Source organism: Streptococcus mitis, assembly GCF_946190275.1.
Classification (GTDB): Bacteria; Bacillota; Bacilli; order Lactobacillales; family Streptococcaceae; genus Streptococcus; species Streptococcus mitis_DC.
The window spans coordinates 22,483-40,099 of record NZ_CAMHZQ010000010.1 but is presented as its reverse complement, the minus strand read 5'-3'; the positions used below and the strand labels follow the sequence as shown (position 1 = coordinate 40,099).

Sequence of the window (17,617 nt, the reverse complement as noted above, 5' to 3'; positions counted from 1 at the left end):
ATTCCAGAGAGATGTTCCTTTTACCTTAGCTATTGTAAATCGATTGTCTAAAGTCATCTGAATCTTTGAGATAAGCTTTATAAATCGCTTTTTTCAGTTTTTGAACGGGAGTTTCGATAAATTTAAACTTTTTAGCCGTTGTATTGCCTGCTTTTATTTGAGCAAGTTCTTCTTTAACAGCTTTCTGCATCAATTCACTTAACTTCTGACCTGTCAGACTTATTTGCTGACCTTCATATTGGATTTTCAAAGGTTTCAATTGATTAAGCCTATCTACTCTTTCCTTGATCTGTGCTTTTTTGAACTCAGCATAACTCTTACCATTCAAAATGTTATTAAAAATGTAAGTATCAGATAAAGGCTTGTTTTCAGCCTCTGCTTCTTGCTTATATTGATTTGACACATAAGGAACAAATCCTTCATAATAGCCCAAAGTAGCCATCAATTCAAAGGCTTGTTTTCTAAAGGTGATATCCCCACTCATACCAGAGTCATTTTGACTAACACCATAAATGGTATCAAACATATCAACGGTATAGTAACCATTTGCTGCAATTTTACCTTTATCTGAAAAACCAGCAATGATATAACGATTGACCATGATATGATTGTCAATCAAACTATCAATATCTGTCAATTTTTTGGCATCTTCTAAGGTCAGAGCTTGGATTTCCTCACTCTTATGAGTCGGTTTAACCGCTGTATTACGGTAATCTACCCAAGTTCTAGACCCTGTTGAAGGAATCGGCATTATTTTTTTGAAATAACTCATCTTGTCTTCTGCAGATAAGTCTTTACTTGCCTCTGCTTCTAGGTAATCTAGAGTATAAAGGACATCAAAACTTCCCTTCATGTAAGATTGTAAATCTTCTGCCGTTTTAAATCGATCAGGTGTTTTATTGTAAAATCCATTCTTATCACTCTCATCATATACAAAGTTGAGATTAAAATAAGTATCCTTTTCCGGATTATAGGAGTTTTCAAAAATACCACGCGCATAAAACTCTGCCGCTGTACCATCTCGACGACCATGATTATTAAACAAGACCGTTCTATCTAGTAAGTGCGTCATTTCATGAGAATAAGTCGCTGAACCCCTATCATCCAGAACTCTGTCTATGAAGTAACGGACACCTACTCCGTTCGCTTCTGCACCTACATTTTGCGATGGCGAGTACATTCCTAAAGGTGTCATGAAGTCTTTAACCCCTTTATCCGCTGTTGGTCCTGATTCTTTAGACCATGTTGTCGCTATTCCAGCAGACGTATCCGTCGTATATTTTTTCATCGTATCGACAATCACTCTACTTGTAACTAATTTAGAACGATTTTCTTCTTTTGTAATTCGATATAAAGTATCAACATAATTAGCCTGCCTTGTAGCTGTTAATTCTATCAATTCTTTAACCTTATTAAGCTCTTCGTTATACTTAGCTTTATTGGTTTTCTCTAAAGAAGTATCCATATACGTTCCAATGTTTCCATAGGTTACCGTCGCCATATTAGTTATAGCATACACGCTTGGTTCTTTAATATTTACCAAGCCTAATAATGTAGCTATGTTCTGTTGTCTTCTATTTTTTATTTGAAGTTCTTCTGCCCCGTATTTCTCAGGAGGCGTAGTTAATTTTGTATATAATTCTACTTTTTCATCAGGTTTTTCTTTTGAAGTTTTTTCAACCACGATAGCTTTAGTCGCTTTCTTCAACCACGTATCACCGTCCATATTAGTGAATGTAGTTCTATTGTAATCTAAGAATTCTAATAATGTTGGTTTATCTGTAATTTTCCCAAAATATTTCTCAAATGTTTTTGGACTATTCGTTAATCTTAATTCATCATAACTCATAGACCCAAGGTGTGTTAACCAATCCAAAGAAGTAAGGTCTTTTTTACCGAACGAGCTTGGATTATAAGCTAGAATATCACGGATATTGGTATCTCCAAAATCAATATTATAAAAACGATTGATATAGGATAACCCTAGTAATATTTTCTCTTTATTAGCTTCAATATCACCTTTTACTTTTTCTCTATTTTGTTGATTGTCACCTAAAATACTCAAGGTATGCGCCGCAACTTTTTTCAAACTAGCTTCTAAATCGGTTTTAGTCGCATCGAGTGTTTCTTTAATAGATAATTTTTCAAGATATTCTTTTCGTAGAATTTCTTTTACTTCAGACTCTGTTATATTTGGATTAGTTTTTCGTAATTCGTTTCGTTTTAAGAATAAATCTCGATTTATTTCTATATCTGATGGAGCTAACTGCGCTTTTAACTTCTCATTTGTCAACAAGTCTACATTTCTCATCTCCGCAGTAGCTTCCATCACATCCACTGCATTTTCTAACTCGCTATTTTCTGGCAATAGATGTGGTTTGTCTTCTTTAGTACCAACCAAGATTACTTTTTGGCGCATAGCTTTAGTTGTTTCAGTCTTCTCTACTGGATTTGTTAACTCTCCTGTCTCCGGATTAACTTTATAAGTTTTAGTTATTGTTGTTTCACCTTGTTCACCTGTATCTTCAACTACTTCTTTTCCTTTCGGAAGTTCAGGGTTATCTTTTCTCAACTCAGTGATTTCTATAGGTGACACTATCTTTTCCACATTTCCAACTTTTATTACTTTGTCTTTAGCTGGAATATTTTCAGTTGTAGTTTCTTCTGAAATAGCCCCTGTTTCTTGATTTAATGTGTATTTTGTAGTTGATACTGAGCTACCATTCTCCCCTGGTGTTTCTTCTTGTTGCACATTGTAACTTAAATCTGGCGATGCTTTATAAACTGTCTTAAAAGGAATTTCTTGTGATTGAACTGTTGGTTTTGTTCCTACTGCCGTTATTTTCGCTTGCATTGGCTTAGCGATTTTTGTCGTTACATCTGGCTCAGTCAAGTCTCCTGTCGTCGAATTTACTTTATAAACACTTATAGTCGTTGTTTCTTCATCCTGACCTTGATTTCTGACTTCTTTGACACCTTTACCAAGTGACTCATCCGCGACAAACTGTTCACCTCTTTTGGTTGTTGAGGTTGTTTCTTCTACATTTCCAACCTTAACAACTCTATCTACTGGATGTTTTTCTATCTTTGTTGAAGTGTTTTCTACTATTTTCCCAGTACTTTCATCAAAACTGTAAGAAGTAGTTGTCACTTCCTTACCATTTTCGCCTGCTACTTCTACTCGTTGCTCTTTGTAATTTAAGGCTGGTGAAGCTTTATATGTTGTTTTATAGTCCAGTACTTTTTCTTTCATTACTGGACTTGGGACAGTTGGTTGCTCTTGGGGAGCTAAGGGTTCAGGCTGAACAGCTGGTTCTGGTTCGTTTCCTTGACTTGGGTTGACCTCTGGAGATGGAGGCGTTTGTTCTGGTTGTTTTTGGGTTTCTTGTGGGGCAGACTCACCAGTATCTTTTACCCCCTCAACTGAATTCTCCAGCTGTTTCTCCTCACCCTTTTGTTCCTCAGGAGATTGATCTTCTTCGCGTCCTGATTCCACGGCTGGGGTTGCTGGATCTGGTTGCTTCGGCTCGGCTTCGGGTTTGTCAGGTGTTTGTTTCTCGCCCGATGTTGCTTCTGTACCCGGCGTTTCTTCTGCTCCTGGTCTTGGTTGTCCTATTCCATCAGCTGGTTTTGTCTCTGTTTCATTCTCTACTATTGGTTTTTTCTCAATTTTTTCAGGTTGAACTGGTTTAACTTCCTCCGGCTCTGGAGTTACAGGTTGTGTTGGTTTTGGTGCAACTTCTTCCTTAGTCCCAACTGCAATCACCTTGTTCACCGGCTCTTTTGTGATTATATTTTCTATAACTTTGCTAGATTTTTCCCCATTAACGATAGTGACTTCCGTATAGATGGTGCGTTCACCAACAACACCGTCTTGAACAACTTTAATTTGCCCTTTAGCTAAGGTTGAATCTTCTTGTTCCATCGTTTGGAAAGCAACCTCCTCTGTAGTGATTAGCAATTCTGGTTTCTCTACTGTGACATTTAACACACCTTCCTCAGGACTTGTTTTATAATCACTATTATTTTCTGCTTTCGGTTGTTCTACTTTGGGATTTCCTGCAACTTCCTCCTTAGCCCCTATAGATCCAATTTCAGCAGGTGCTTGTTGGCTTACAGGAGCTTCAACAATTTTCTCAACTACGTAGGATGGTTGAGGAGATTGCACAAGATCTTCAGTTGAGCTAAAATGAGATGCAGTCTGTGGTACAATCTTCTTAGATTGAGGTTCTGAACTTTCCTCCTTTTGAGATAATGCTGGCGATTCTACCTTATCAACAGAAAGTTCCTTGCTAGCACTATCTCTTACCAAATAATATCCCGTAAATTCATATCCTTGAACTGTTTCAGGACTTGGTAGAAACTGACCTTCTACTCTCTTAACAAGGGCTGGTTGCAATTCTACCAGATTTTCAAAAGCAGAGATGGATGCTCCCCAGCCACCAACAGCAAAGACGGTCACAAGGAAGTAAGACGCTCCCTTTTTTCTCTTGATTAAAGTGAAGGAAAGCAATAATAATCCTGCTCCCAAGATAAACATCCCATCATTAGAAAACAGACCTGTTTCTGGTAATCTTGTAGCCAATTTTCGATAGACAAAGTAATATTCTTTTCCCTCTTTTACCTCAATCTTATTTTCTTCAAACCATTGCAACTCAGATTTCAGCTTTTCAGGTAAATCCTGCTCATCCAAATAATGACTTGAAATTAGTGTTGAACTCGTTTCTGTAGCCTGTACGGGTTGAGCACCCATACCAGCAAAAAATAAACTCGTTCCTAGCAAGACCGAACAAGCTCCTATTGTATATTTCCTCAAAGAAAAACGCTGCTTTCTCTCAAATTGAAATTCTTTCATCCCATATCCTATCATTCATTATTACTGTATATTTAGTATATCAGAAATAGTTTGTATTCACAAATCTTTCTAGTTATTCCCTCATCATTCCAAGTTAATGGGGATAACATACAATAATTTTTATTTAAATGTATATCAATGCTCTTTGTTTTTCTTAACAAATGCAATGCAAAAAGAGCCTGTTGCCAAGCTCTTTAGTCTATTATTTCTTCTCAGCACGGAGAGCTGACAAGATTTGGGTACGGATATCATCCACACCATTTGGTGTATTTGGTAAAAAGATAGTTTGATTTCCTTTAGAGGCAAAGGTATTCAAGGTATCCAAATACTGGTTGGTCAAGAGGATGGACATGATTTGTTCTTCTGTCATGCCAACATTGGCTTCCTTGAGTTCTGTGATAGACTCTGCCAATCCATCCACAATCGCCTTACGTTGTTGGGCAATCCCCACACCATGGAGGCGGTCTTTTTCTGCTTCGGCTTCAGCTGCAGTGACGATCTTAATCTTATCGGCTTCCGCCAATTCTTGCGCTGCGACCCGCTTACGTTGCGCCGCATTGATTTCATTCATGGATTGCTTGACTTCTGCATCTGGTTCGACCTTAGTAATCAAGGTTTTCACGATAATATAACCGTAAGTAGTCATTTCTTCTGCTACTTGGTGTTGAACTTCAAGGGCAATCTCATCTTTTTTCTCAAACAATTCATCCAAGGTTAATTTTGGAACAGAAGAGCGAAGGGCGTCTTCGATATAAGATTTAATCTGAGATTCTGGACGCATGAGTTTATAGTAGGCATCTGTCACGCTCTGCTCATTAACACGGTACTGAGTCGCTACATTCATCATAACAAACACATTATCCTTGGTTTTAGTCTCAACAACAATATCGCTTTGCAACAAACGTAACTGAATCCGCGCTGCAATCGAGTCAATCCCAAAAGGCAAGCGAATGTGAATACCGCTATTGGCAACCTTTTGGTATTTCCCAAAGCGTTCAATAATCGCCACCGACTGCTGACGAACCACATAAACTGTACTCAGTGTGACTATCACCAATAGGAGCACACAAACCACCACAAAAATCATCAAAAATGTTGCCATTATCGTGACCTCCATCATTATTTTTCCTGTATTATAGCACATTTAAAGAAGGCTGTGCAGTTTTTACTGCGATTTTTCCTGAAATGTCAATATTTAGAGGTGAATTGTCACATTGTCGTCTAATCTCTGCCTAAAACAACTCTTTATAAAAAGCAATCGTTTCTTCTAAAGTTGGCATAAATGGATTTCCTGGTGCGCAGGCATCAATCAAGGCATTCTTAGAAAGGTATTCAAAGTCAAAGTCTTTTTCTTCAATACCAAGCTCAGTCAGTTTCTTAGGAATACCTACTGTTTCAGACAGTTTCTCAATTTCAGCAATTGCATAATCAGCACACTCTTCATCTGATTTACCTTCCACATGAAGTCCCAAGGCCTTGGCAACATTGCGGAAAGCTTTCGGAACACGTTTAGCATTTTCACGTTCGATAACTGGTAGCAACATGGCACAGCAAACACCGTGTGGCAAATTATATACTGCGCCAAGTTGGTGAGCCATTGAGTGAACATAACCAAGACCTGCATTATTAAAGCTCATACCACCAAGGAAGATGGCATTGACCATGCCTTCACGCGCTTCAATGTCATGTCCGTTTGCCACTGCATGAGGAAGGTATTCCTTGATAAGCTCAATTGCTCCAATAGATAGCTTCTTGGTCACATCATAAGCACCAGGTGTCACCAAAGCTTCAACAGCATGCGTCAGAGCATCCATACCTGTCGCTGCAGTCAATCCTTTAGGCTTAGAGAGCATCAATTCTGGGTCATTAACAGAAATCAAGGCAAGGCTATTCTTGTCAACCATTACCATCTTAACCTTGCGTTCTTCGTCGGTAATCACATAGTTAATAGTGATTTCTGCAGAAGTTCCTGCCGTTGTATTGATAGCCACAACTGGCAAGCCTTTTTTAGCAGACTTATGAAGCCCCTCATAATCCTGTGGTTTTCCTCCATTTGTAGCTATGATAGAGATACAACTAGCTGCATCCTGTGGAGATCCACCACCAAGACTGATAATAAAGTCACAGCCATGTTCTTCTAAAGCAGCTACCCCATCTGTGACATTCTTACAAGTAGGGTTTGGCTCTACATCGCTAAAGATGACATATTCGATTCCTTCTGTATCTAGCGGTTTTAAAACCTTAGGCAAAATGTCACTGCCTTCGATGTACTTATCTGTCACCAAAAGTGCCTTTTTATAGCCAAGCTCCTTGATATAAGGACCTACTTCATTTACAACACCTTTCCCAATAAGGTTGACTGCCGGAACGTAAAATGTCGCCATATAATTTTCCTCCTGCGCCTCCGCGCTATTTACTTAACATCATTATATTACTTTTTGTATTCGTTTTCAATTATTTGTGAAATATTTAACAAATGTTTTTTAAAAGGATAGGAGGGACGTAAGTTCACCTCCTATATACACAATTTTTATTTATGTAGCGGTCCCAACAACTGACATGCACGATAGTCTGCTGATTCTAGATCTTCTGTCCCGAATAGAGACCAATTTTTAGGTCTAAAGATATCTTCCTCAGGTACATTATGCATATTGACAGGAATTCTCAACATAGAAGCTAAGGTAATCAAGTCTGCTCCAATGTGTCCATAGGTTATCGCTCCGTGATTGGCTCCCCAATTATTCATGACGTCATAGACAGACTTGAAAGCCCCTTTTCCGGTCAAACGTGGAGCAAACCAAGTAGTTGGCCATCCTGGATCTGTACGATTATCTAAAGTATGGTGAACATCTTCAGGAAGTTCAAGTGTGTAACCTTCTGCAATTTGTAGCACTGGACCAACCCCTTTTAGAAGATTGAGACGTACCATTGTTACTGGCATATCACCCTTCGTCAAGAAACGAGTTGAGAATCCTCCTCCACGGAAGTATTCGCGGTTTGCTGGTGGAAAGTCTGTGTTTTCAAGCATAGCCTGTACTTCACTTTCATCCAACTCCCAGAATGGTTTCATAACAGGTTTGCCATCTCGAGTAGCTTGACCTGTACCATCCAATGTACAAGAGCCAGAGTTGATTAGATGTAAGAATCCATCTGCAGCACGCCCCTCTAAAGTATGTCCTGTTACACGTTTAACAGCCTCGGGACTCCAATAAGTACGAACATCAGCAAAGATTTGTGGAGTATTTGTTAACAGATAATTAAAGAGCATAGACACACCATTTAGTGAATCATTCTCTGTCGCAAATACAAATGGTTTTCGAATACCATTCCAGTCAAACTGAGTATTGAGGAAAGTTTCCATAAAGTCCCCATTTGGGAAATGGTCTGTCCACTGGCGTTGGCCTTGGAATCCAGCTACTAAAGCATGGTGACCAACTGCTTCTTCCTCAAAACCAAGCTCTGCTAAACGAGGATTCCCCTGCATAAGATCTCGACCAATCATGAACATTTTTACCACAAATTCCCATTGTTTTTCTTTCTCTTCTTTAGAGAGAATCAAATCTTCACGATTTCGGTCAACGCCTTCTTTGATATGTTCTTTTACCCAAACCATAGCACGTTCGAACTCTTCTGGGTCATAAATACCACGGTCAATACGGCGCGTGAACTCCGTCATATCTACCGATTCATTTCGCATTCCTAGGTATTCTTGGAAGAAATCTGGATTTACAATAGAACCGCCAATCCCCATCGAAACACTACCCATTGATAGGTAAGCAGTGTCTCTCATCAAACCAGTTGCAAGAGCTGCACGCGCATAACGTAAAAGTTTTTCTTTGACATCTTCTGGAATATCTGTATCATTAGCTTCCTGAACATCTCTACCATAAATCCCAAACGCTGGAATCCCTTTTTGAGCATGTGAAGCTAGTACAGCTGCAAGATAGACAGCTCCTGGGCGTTCTGTCCCATTAAATCCCCAAATAGCATGAGGAATATCTGGAGACATATCCATAGTTTCACTACCATAACACCAGCATGGTGTAACTGTAATTGTTGCGCAAACATTTGACTTTTTAAACAACTCATGTGAAGCTGCTGCCTCTGGTACACGGCCAATAGTAGATGGAGAAATCACGCATTCCACAGGCTCTCCATCTGGATATTTCAATGTACTTGAAATAAGATCTGCCACACTTTTAGCCATGTTCATTGTTTGCACTTCAAGTGATTCGCGTACACCTTGACGACGACCATCAATAGTCGGACGAATACCAATACGTGGATGTTGAATCATAATATTTTCCTCTTATTTTTCTGTTTCTTTCATACTACCGATGATAATTTTTAAAATTACTTATAAGTATAAACCTCTACCTCTGCCAAACTTAAAGGAATTCCTGCGTTTCTCAAAGAAATTCTAACCTTTTTTCCCTTCAGTCCTTTTAAGTCTATGGATAGATTATTGCTTTCTAAACTGTCAATATGTTGTTTAAAAACTTCATGATTATTTGAATCATATATAATAATATCAAAATTTGATAATCTCTGAATTTCAGCATCTATTCTATTATAAATAATTAACTTTTCTAATTCTTCGGTTTGTGCTAAATCTATCTCCCACCATGAAGGAGAATCTCCTTTGGTATGAGTCACCGAATGATGACCATAATCTCCGTTTTTATTTCCATCAACTGCTAGACGAGAAAAACCATTGTAATCCGTTGAACTCTGTCTAGTTTCTTTTGCTAACGCAATATTGGAAAGTTTCTTCGGAGTTCTCTTTGAACCATAGACTTCAACTTCCGCTAAACTTAACGGAATAGCTGATGATTTTAATTCTATTTTGACTAGCTTAGCCCCTACAGAAGGTACTTTTAAAGATAACAGACCATCAACTACTTTATCAAAATGTCTTCTAAAAACTTCTTCTCCTGATGAAGATAGAAAAATAACATCAAAATTAGATAAACGCTGAGGTTCGGCGTCTGTTCTATTATAAATATCAACTTTAGAAACTGTAAACTCTTCTCCCAGATCGACCTGCCACCAAGCATTAGAATCTGCCTTAGTATGAGTCACCGAATGATGTCCGTAATCTCCGTCTTTATTACCATCAACTGCTAAGGCAGCCACACCTTCATAATTAGTTGAACTTTGAGTAGCTACCTTATTTGTAGAAACTACTTTATCTTCTGTTATTTTATCTATATCTTCTTCAGATTGCTTACCATCTGATTCTCTAAAAACCTCTACTTCTGCTAAACTCAAAGGTACACCACTCGTTAGTAATTTAACTTTAATATACCTTGCTCCTTTTTCTTTGAAATCTAGACTAACAGATTCACCCGACAAGTTATTAACATGTTTCTTAGCAACTTCGTTTCTATTATTGTCATATAGAATCACATCAAAATTAGATAGTCGTTGAGTCTCAGCATCTGTGCGATTATAAATTTTAACAAGCCCAACTTTATCCATTTTTTTCAAATCGACTTCCCACCAAGAGGGATTATCTGCCCTAGTGTGTGTTACCGAACCAGAGTTAAAATTACCATTTCTGTTACCATCTACAGCTCTATTAGGGTCTCCATTGTAATCTACAGAACTTTGTGTTGTTGGTTTTGCATATGCTATATTCAAATTACCATCATTAAATTTATCTGGTGTTGGGAAAGAGACTGGGCCTGTCCCCTCAGTATTTATAGACATCTCTACCATTCCATTATGATTAACCGTAATGGTATAAACATGGGTATTCTCATCCCAATTTTCTGTATAAGTATAATGATTTTTATCGCCACTTATATTTATCTGAGGTTTATGACCAGTATGCCCTTTTAATGTAAGTGTTGTTGTCCTAAAGTCATTATCTACAGGATTGATGGAATAATTTTTGCTTATCCAGTTCGCTAACTCTAATTCTTCTTTCTTCCAACTTTTTGATGCATCAAAATTTCCTGATAATGCCCACATAGCTGTCTTATCTGTCCTGTAATTGTTCAATAAAATATGTAAATTATTTGGATTTTCTTTAACAACAGCGTAAGTATGAGGCGTTAAATCTAACGATAACGACTTTGTATTATTAGTATACATAGGCAACATTACTTGCTGATTTTTATTGATGTTAGCATTACTATTATAAATATACCAGGAATTACCTACACGCTGAGCATACCCATCTCCTTCATAAAGTTTTGGATAAAGCGAGTTTAAATAGTTGACTTTACTAGACAATTCCTCACTATTTTTAGTCAAAATTTTTGCATTAGGGAATATAGATGAAATCTTTTCCTTATCAATTTTCTCATGTATTACAGGAAGAATATGGTATCTCCCATTATTATATAAAGGCATTGTTTCATCATTCGAATAAAGTCCTTGATAAAATCCGTTTAATGAACTAATCCTACCTTCTCCATTCCAAAATACAGCTTTTGTTCTATTTACAACTTCTTCCTTACTTGGAGCTGGATTTTGTATAGCATGTCTAAAGAAAGGAATAATACCTTTAGTAAATGCTGGAGTTGGTACATCATTTGTCATAAATGTATACGCGGCACATTCGAAATTATAAACTGTGCCTCCCCCAGTATATACATTCATCATTTCCATAGCAATCATTGATTCTGGTTCCGATGCATAGGATCTCATATCCCTAGCTCTTCCAGTTTCAAATGTGTTTGTATAATGTTTTTCCCACCATTTCCATGTATCTGTTGATGAGCCCCAGTTATCACATAAGCCACTCAACCAAAATCCACTAACGATAGAATCTGTACCCGCATCATCTCTTATTGGCGTATTTTTAGTTGCCAACACCAAATTTTTATGATATTTTTGACTCGCTTCAAAGAATGTCGGATCATTCATAATAGTTTCCCAGAACCATTTTTCATGATCATGCCAGATAAAATGCGCTCCATATTTGGCACAAACTTCCAAATATTTAGCACTATGCGGAGCTAACTGGTTATTGTAAATCCAATAATTCTCAATATTTAAAACACCTTTTAACACACTATACTTTTGGAATTGTTCATCTAACCACTCTGGAGGAACTGTATTACGCTCTCCAGCCGACATAATAACCAAGAAAACTGGAATGTTTAGACTTTGAGCTTCCTCCAACATCTTGACATACCATTCTCTCAATTCTTTCGTATCTCGTGGAATACAACTTGTTGGTTTACAGACTTTTGCAGGATGAAGTTCAATCGCTGCATATGGCTTTACATCTTCAGGAATAGCTTCCCATGCTCCCTTCAATGTGTTCCCCCACCATAATCCGTTACCATTATCATTGCCATACAACGGAGAAAGCAACAATGGCGATTCATTATTAATCGTCGTTCGCATTTGAACACGATTATCAGCCTTAACTCCTGCTAACAATCCAAAACATAACATCCCAATACATACAAACAGTATTGTGATTAATCTTCTTTTTATTTTTTCTTTATTCATGACTTATACCTAAAAATTTAACTCAATAATTTTTTCTGAATTAAATACCAATTCAATATTTTGTACATCAGTATTTTTGCCATATATTCTTACTCTTACTTTTTGATCTTTGTTTCCTCCTTCCAATTTTAGGAATGTTATATCCCCATTTTTCCAAGCAAACGATATCTTATATCCTCCTCTTACTCTGAGACCTTTCACTTCTCCTTCTGACCAAGCAGAAGGTAAAGCTGGAATTAGGGATAACCAATTATGATGGCTCTGTACTAATAATTCACAAATTCCACTCACCAAACCTAAATTACCATCAATTTGAAATGGTGGATGGTCAAGAAATAAATTCCCAAGAGTCGCATTATTTAACAAACCATTAATCTGGTTATAAGCAGGTTCACCTTGATATAGTCTCGCAAAAAAATGAATCAACCATGCAGCGCTCCAACCTGTTTGTGTACTAGCATGCAAACCACTTACTAACCAATTATTAATCGCTTGTTCCCTATCCTGCGAAGATAAAAAGTTAGCATTTGATAATCTCCTATTTATGGTGATTTCCGCTGCTTCTGCTAATTCAGGAGTTTTATAAATATCAATCTCATTATAAGGATAAAGCCCAAATAGAGGTGAAATGTGTCTATGACCAGGCTCTACTTCTTCATAATCCTCTAGCCATTCTTGTATTTGCCCATTACTACCTATTTTTGTTTTAGGTAATTTCTTTTTTAACTCCTTCACACGACTAATAAAATCCGAATTGTCTCCTAATTGTTTTGCAATTCCAATGCATGAGTCACAAAAATATCTTAGAATTTGATTATCAATTGTAGATGATAGACAAGCATTTCCTTCCGTACCATTTTTTAAACGATATTTATTTTCCGGTGAAACACTTGGACCTGTCATCAAGTAGCCGTCCACCTCAAATAAATAATCTTCAAAGAAAAGAAATGCTTCTTTTATCATTTCAAAATGTTCCGTAAGAATACGCTCATCTTGAAAATATAAATAGTGTTCCCAAATATGAGTACATAACCACGGAATAGTTAATACCCAAATTGCAGCGCCCATAGCATGAGATTGGGGAGCCGTATCGCCAAAACCATCCGTATTATGATGTGCTGTAAAACCTCTAGCTCCATACATTTTCGTAGCGGTTAGTCTTCCCGGTTCTCTCATTCTTTCGAGCATATCAAATAATGGATATTCTACTTCTGGTAGATCACATGGCCCGACCATCCAATAATTCATTTGAGTATTAATATTAATTGTATATTTAGAACCCCAAATTGGATTTAATTCATCACACCATATTCCTTGAAGATTGGCAGGTAAACCATTCGGCTGACTAGACGATATTAACAGATATCTTCCATAATGAAATAGCAAATTAGTCAAGTAGTTACTATACTTTTTAGTGTTTTCAAGAAGTAGATTCGTTGGAATGCTCAGACAATCTTTACTATAGTGTAGTTTAAAATCAACTCTATTAAATTGCTCCTGATATTTTTTTACATGTTCATCTTTTTCTGTAAAGTAATCAATACTACTAAATTCTCCTTGAAGAGAAGAAATATCTATGTCTCCCCAATAATCCGTCATTGATTTGAGATAAAGAAATACCTCTGTAGCATTCCGAATAACTATTGTCTCTCCCAATACACTTACTTCACCATCCGTAACCTTAGAATGACATACTACTTTAAACTGAACACCTTTTCTACCTCCAGCAGAGGCCGACATTAAAATTGTACTTGAATCCAGTTTAGATACTTCATCATTAAACCGTTTATTTCTACCCAAATTAATGTTTAAATTTAATGTGTTTTGAACTGATGATACTATACGGCAACATAAAATATTCTTATTAAAACTCGTAAAATATTCTCTTTTTATTTGTAAATTACAACTATTAGGCTCAAACACAACATTAGAAATAGCTGTATCTAAATCTAGCTCTCTTTCATACAATGAAAGAGCAGAATGCTGAATATCTATATGCTCAATGTAAAGTTCCCCAAGTAATTCATAGTGGCTTTGATCTCTTGGAGTAGCAAACATTGTTAATTTTATCAATTCTTCAGCTTTCTGAATTTCTCCATCTAACAGATATCCCCGAATTTTTTTAAGATGCAATAGTGAGTCTGGATTATTTCTATCTGACTTTCCTCTATACCAAATAGTCTCATCATTTAGTCGAATACATTCTTTTGTAGCTGAACCATAAATCATACCACCTAAATGACCGTTCCCAATCGGCAAGGCTTCATTCCAATTTGAGGCAGCTTTCTTATACCATAATTTCACTCTTTACCTCTCTTCCAAAATGGAGGTGATATCCCAAATACCACCTCCACACTTTCTACTACTTCAAAATTCCTAAAACAACTAGGATAACTCCAATAGCCATAACACTAAAGATTAGTACAACCGGATTTTTTCCTTTTCTAATTAATTTACACATTAATAAAGTCAAAGCCATAGGGATAAATCCTGGAATTAATTTTGTAATCATTTCTTGAACAGAAATAACAAGTTCTCCCTGCTTAAATTCTAATCCAAAATTAATACCAACCATTGATGGAATCAAACCACCCACTAGTACTAGCCCTAATGCTGTCGCCATACTCGTAACGCGATTCAATGTCCCTTTTGTATTATTTTCTTGGATAAGACTAGAACCCTTAGTATAGCCATATTTCAAACCGAAATATTTAACAGGAATATTAATAACATTAAACAATATTAAGGCGATAAAGATACCTAAAGCACCGCCGTCTTTAGAATAAGATGCACCAATACTAAAACAGATAGGAACTAGTGTCAGCCAGAACAAACTATCTCCTAGACCAGCCAGTGGCCCCATCAAGCCAACTTTAATACCAGTAATTGAATCTGCACCTTCATTTCCTTCTTGTTCTTCCATAGCGGAAGTAACTCCAAGAATAAATGGTGCCGCTGTTTGATGAGTATTGAAAAACTCAAGGTGACGTTTCATAGCAGGAGAAGCTGAATCTTTGTCTGGATATAGTTTTTTCAATACTGGAAGAATTGTATATAGAAAACCTAGGTTCTGCATTCTCTCATAGTTCCATGAAGAACCATACATAAAACTTCGTTTGAAAACTTTTTTAAGTTCAACTTTAGTTACTTTATTATTCATCATAGATCAAGATCCTCCTCAACATCACTATTTGAAGTTGTTTCTTGTGGTTTACTTCCAATCATATCGTAGAAGTATGCTACCGCAATACCAACTAGTGAGATCCCAATGGTTGACATTCCTCCATACACAGAACAAATGAAGCCAATCAACAAGAATACCCACATATTTTTCTTGAGCATCATATTTAAAAGCATACCAAAACCAATTGAAGGTAATAAAGCACCTGCAGAGTTAAGTCCCTGCATAACGATTGGTGGAACCTTAGCAAACAAGTCTGCCACATATTCCCCTCCAAGCATAATAGCTAGGAAAATTGGCACAATTTTAAATAACGTGATTAAAACCAAACTTGAATAATGATAAAAACCGATCTTTGAGTAATCTCCGTTTTTAGCATCATTATCAGCTTTTTTCACAAAATAAACATCTAAAGTTTTTGCAAGAACATCCAACTGTTGGGTAGCAACTGCAATTGGAACCGCTATAGCGATACCAGCAGTTTCTCCTTGCCCAGATAAAATACCAAATGCAGTACCAATAATCGCACCTGAAATAGTATCTGGTGGAGTGTAGCCTCCAATACCTGTTACACCAAGCCAAGTTAATTCAAGAGCTGAACCAATAAGAACACCTTGGGTGAAATCTCCTAAGACTAAGCCAACCATTGCACTTGTAACTAACGGACGGTGAATCATAAATAACGGTCCATTATAGTCAATAGTGGCAATAATCCCAACTAATGTCACCAGTAATGCTTGTGTGAATAGCATATACTGTACCTCCTTAAATTATTTTTATAAAAATTTTTCCAACATTGTAACTTTATCATTGGGAACCATTTGAATTTCAACTCTCGTTCCCTTATCAACTATTTTCTTAAAATAATATTTGTCTTCTTCACCTAGAGCTACACCTCCAGTTACCTTTTCATTTTCCTCCGTTTTACTCATCTGTCCTACATTGAGGTACTCCAATTTTAAATTTCCTTCAATAGAGTCATACACATCTTTTGGATTGGTATATATCAGCATTGTTCTCTTTTTTATTGGCACAGAGTTTAAAACTTCCACAAACCGTTTTACACTAAAGAAAACAATTTTTAAACCTACCGGTGCAGAAATCTTTAAAATAGATTGTCGTGTTTTATCTTCTGAGATGCGATCATTAACAATGATAACTTGCTCAATATCATACTTTTTTAGCCACGTAGTGACAACTTGACCATGTACCAGACGGTCATCAATACGAACAAACTCTATAGACATAAATCCTCTTCCTCCTCTACGTTAAGTTGTTGTTTAACATTAAACAAACTATTTTGAGCATTGTGAATAATTTCTTCTAAATTAATTTTTGAATCATAACTTGATATTAATTCCACTAGGAGAGGAATATTAAAACCTGTTACAATATCAACTGAATCCAAATTTAAAAACTGTGACAAAGCCACATTATTAGGACTTCCTCCAATCAAGTCAGTCAAAACGATAACCTCTTGATTTGAGTCTAACAGTTCATCCACTTGATTTTTAAAATAATGCTCAAACTCTACAATATTCTCTCCAGGCATCAAACCTAATGTTCTAACTCTATCATTTGTTGTCTCACCAACAAACATTTCTGCTGTCATGAGAGCTCCGCTAGCAAAATCACCATGACTGGCAACTAAAATTCCTCTATTAAACATTTCCTCTTTCAACAACTACTCCTTTCTTAAGGATAATATTAGCATAAAGTGAAGTTTCTCCTGTAGCAACAATAGCATAAGCTTTCTTACTACGTTCATAAAAATCTTCTCTTCTAAGATAAGTAATCGTTTTAAGATCTGTACCATGACCTTCAATCATCTGTCTATAGGTACCCCATATCTTAGGAATATCATCCCCCGAAACAACGTTCATAAACTGAATTGAACTATCAACGTAACTATCTAATGGCATTAAATACAGAATAGAATCTAATAATTCGGGAATATTTACACCATCACAACGAATTAACTTATTCGCACATGAGGCAGAAGGATAGTTCGCGTCAGCTAATACTATTTCATCTCCATGTCCCATTTCCATTAAAGTCTTCAATAAATCTGGAGAAATATTCTTCGGTATATGTTTTAACATTAATATCCT

Annotated in this window: 11 protein-coding genes; all 11 read right to left on the bottom strand. The window is 36.7% G+C overall.

Translation table 11 applies throughout. From position 1 onward, the window contains the following. Positions 1–25: 25 nt before the first annotated feature. Entirely contained in the window at positions 26–4,855 is a 4,830-nt protein-coding gene (locus N8M20_RS06470) for a ZmpA/ZmpB/ZmpC family metallo-endopeptidase (protein WP_261079481.1), read from the bottom strand. Positions 4,856–5,057: 202 nt separating this feature from the next. Continuing rightward, complete coding sequence (locus N8M20_RS06465; RefSeq protein WP_004235732.1) at positions 5,058–5,942, bottom strand: SPFH domain-containing protein; 885 nt, start codon at positions 5,940–5,942, stop codon at positions 5,058–5,060. 145 nt (positions 5,943–6,087) lie between these two features. Beyond that, on the bottom strand, positions 6,088–7,239 hold the full coding sequence (locus N8M20_RS06460) for an iron-containing alcohol dehydrogenase (RefSeq protein WP_261079480.1): 1,152 nt from the start codon (positions 7,237–7,239) through the stop codon (positions 6,088–6,090). Between the two features lie 146 nt (positions 7,240–7,385). Continuing rightward, entirely contained in the window at positions 7,386–9,152 is a 1,767-nt protein-coding gene (locus N8M20_RS06455; RefSeq protein WP_261079479.1) for an L-fucose isomerase, read from the bottom strand. 56 nt (positions 9,153–9,208) lie between these two features. Beyond that, the gene (locus N8M20_RS06450; RefSeq protein ID WP_261079478.1) at positions 9,209–12,325 is read right to left on the bottom strand and encodes a glycosyl hydrolase family 98 C-terminal domain-containing protein; all 3,117 of its coding nucleotides are present in this window, start codon (positions 12,323–12,325) and stop codon (positions 9,209–9,211) included. Between the two features lie 9 nt (positions 12,326–12,334). Continuing rightward, positions 12,335–14,629, bottom strand: a complete 2,295-nt coding sequence (locus tag N8M20_RS06445) for a glycoside hydrolase family 95 protein (protein ID WP_261079477.1) — start codon at positions 14,627–14,629, stop codon at positions 12,335–12,337. A gap of 58 nt (positions 14,630–14,687) precedes the next feature. Beyond that, positions 14,688–15,488, bottom strand: a complete 801-nt coding sequence (locus N8M20_RS06440) for a PTS system mannose/fructose/sorbose family transporter subunit IID (RefSeq protein WP_000981723.1) — start codon at positions 15,486–15,488, stop codon at positions 14,688–14,690. After that, on the bottom strand, positions 15,485–16,258 hold the full coding sequence (locus tag N8M20_RS06435; RefSeq protein WP_000899622.1) for a PTS mannose/fructose/sorbose/N-acetylgalactosamine transporter subunit IIC: 774 nt from the start codon (positions 16,256–16,258) through the stop codon (positions 15,485–15,487). The genes N8M20_RS06440 and N8M20_RS06435 overlap by 4 nt, the downstream gene beginning before the upstream one ends. Positions 16,259–16,282: 24 nt before the next feature. Next, positions 16,283–16,753: a PTS sugar transporter subunit IIB gene (locus tag N8M20_RS06430; protein WP_000020992.1), complete on the bottom strand. Its 471-nt coding sequence runs from the start codon at positions 16,751–16,753 to the stop codon at positions 16,283–16,285. Further along, positions 16,744–17,175, bottom strand: coding sequence for a PTS sugar transporter subunit IIA (locus tag N8M20_RS06425; protein WP_061372632.1), 432 nt, complete (start codon positions 17,173–17,175; stop codon positions 16,744–16,746). Before N8M20_RS06425 ends, N8M20_RS06430 begins: the two co-directional genes overlap by 10 nt. Beyond that, on the bottom strand, positions 17,168–17,608 hold the full coding sequence (locus N8M20_RS06420; protein ID WP_261079476.1) for an RbsD/FucU family protein: 441 nt from the start codon (positions 17,606–17,608) through the stop codon (positions 17,168–17,170). Before N8M20_RS06420 ends, N8M20_RS06425 begins: the two co-directional genes overlap by 8 nt. Positions 17,609–17,617: the final 9 nt, after the last annotated feature.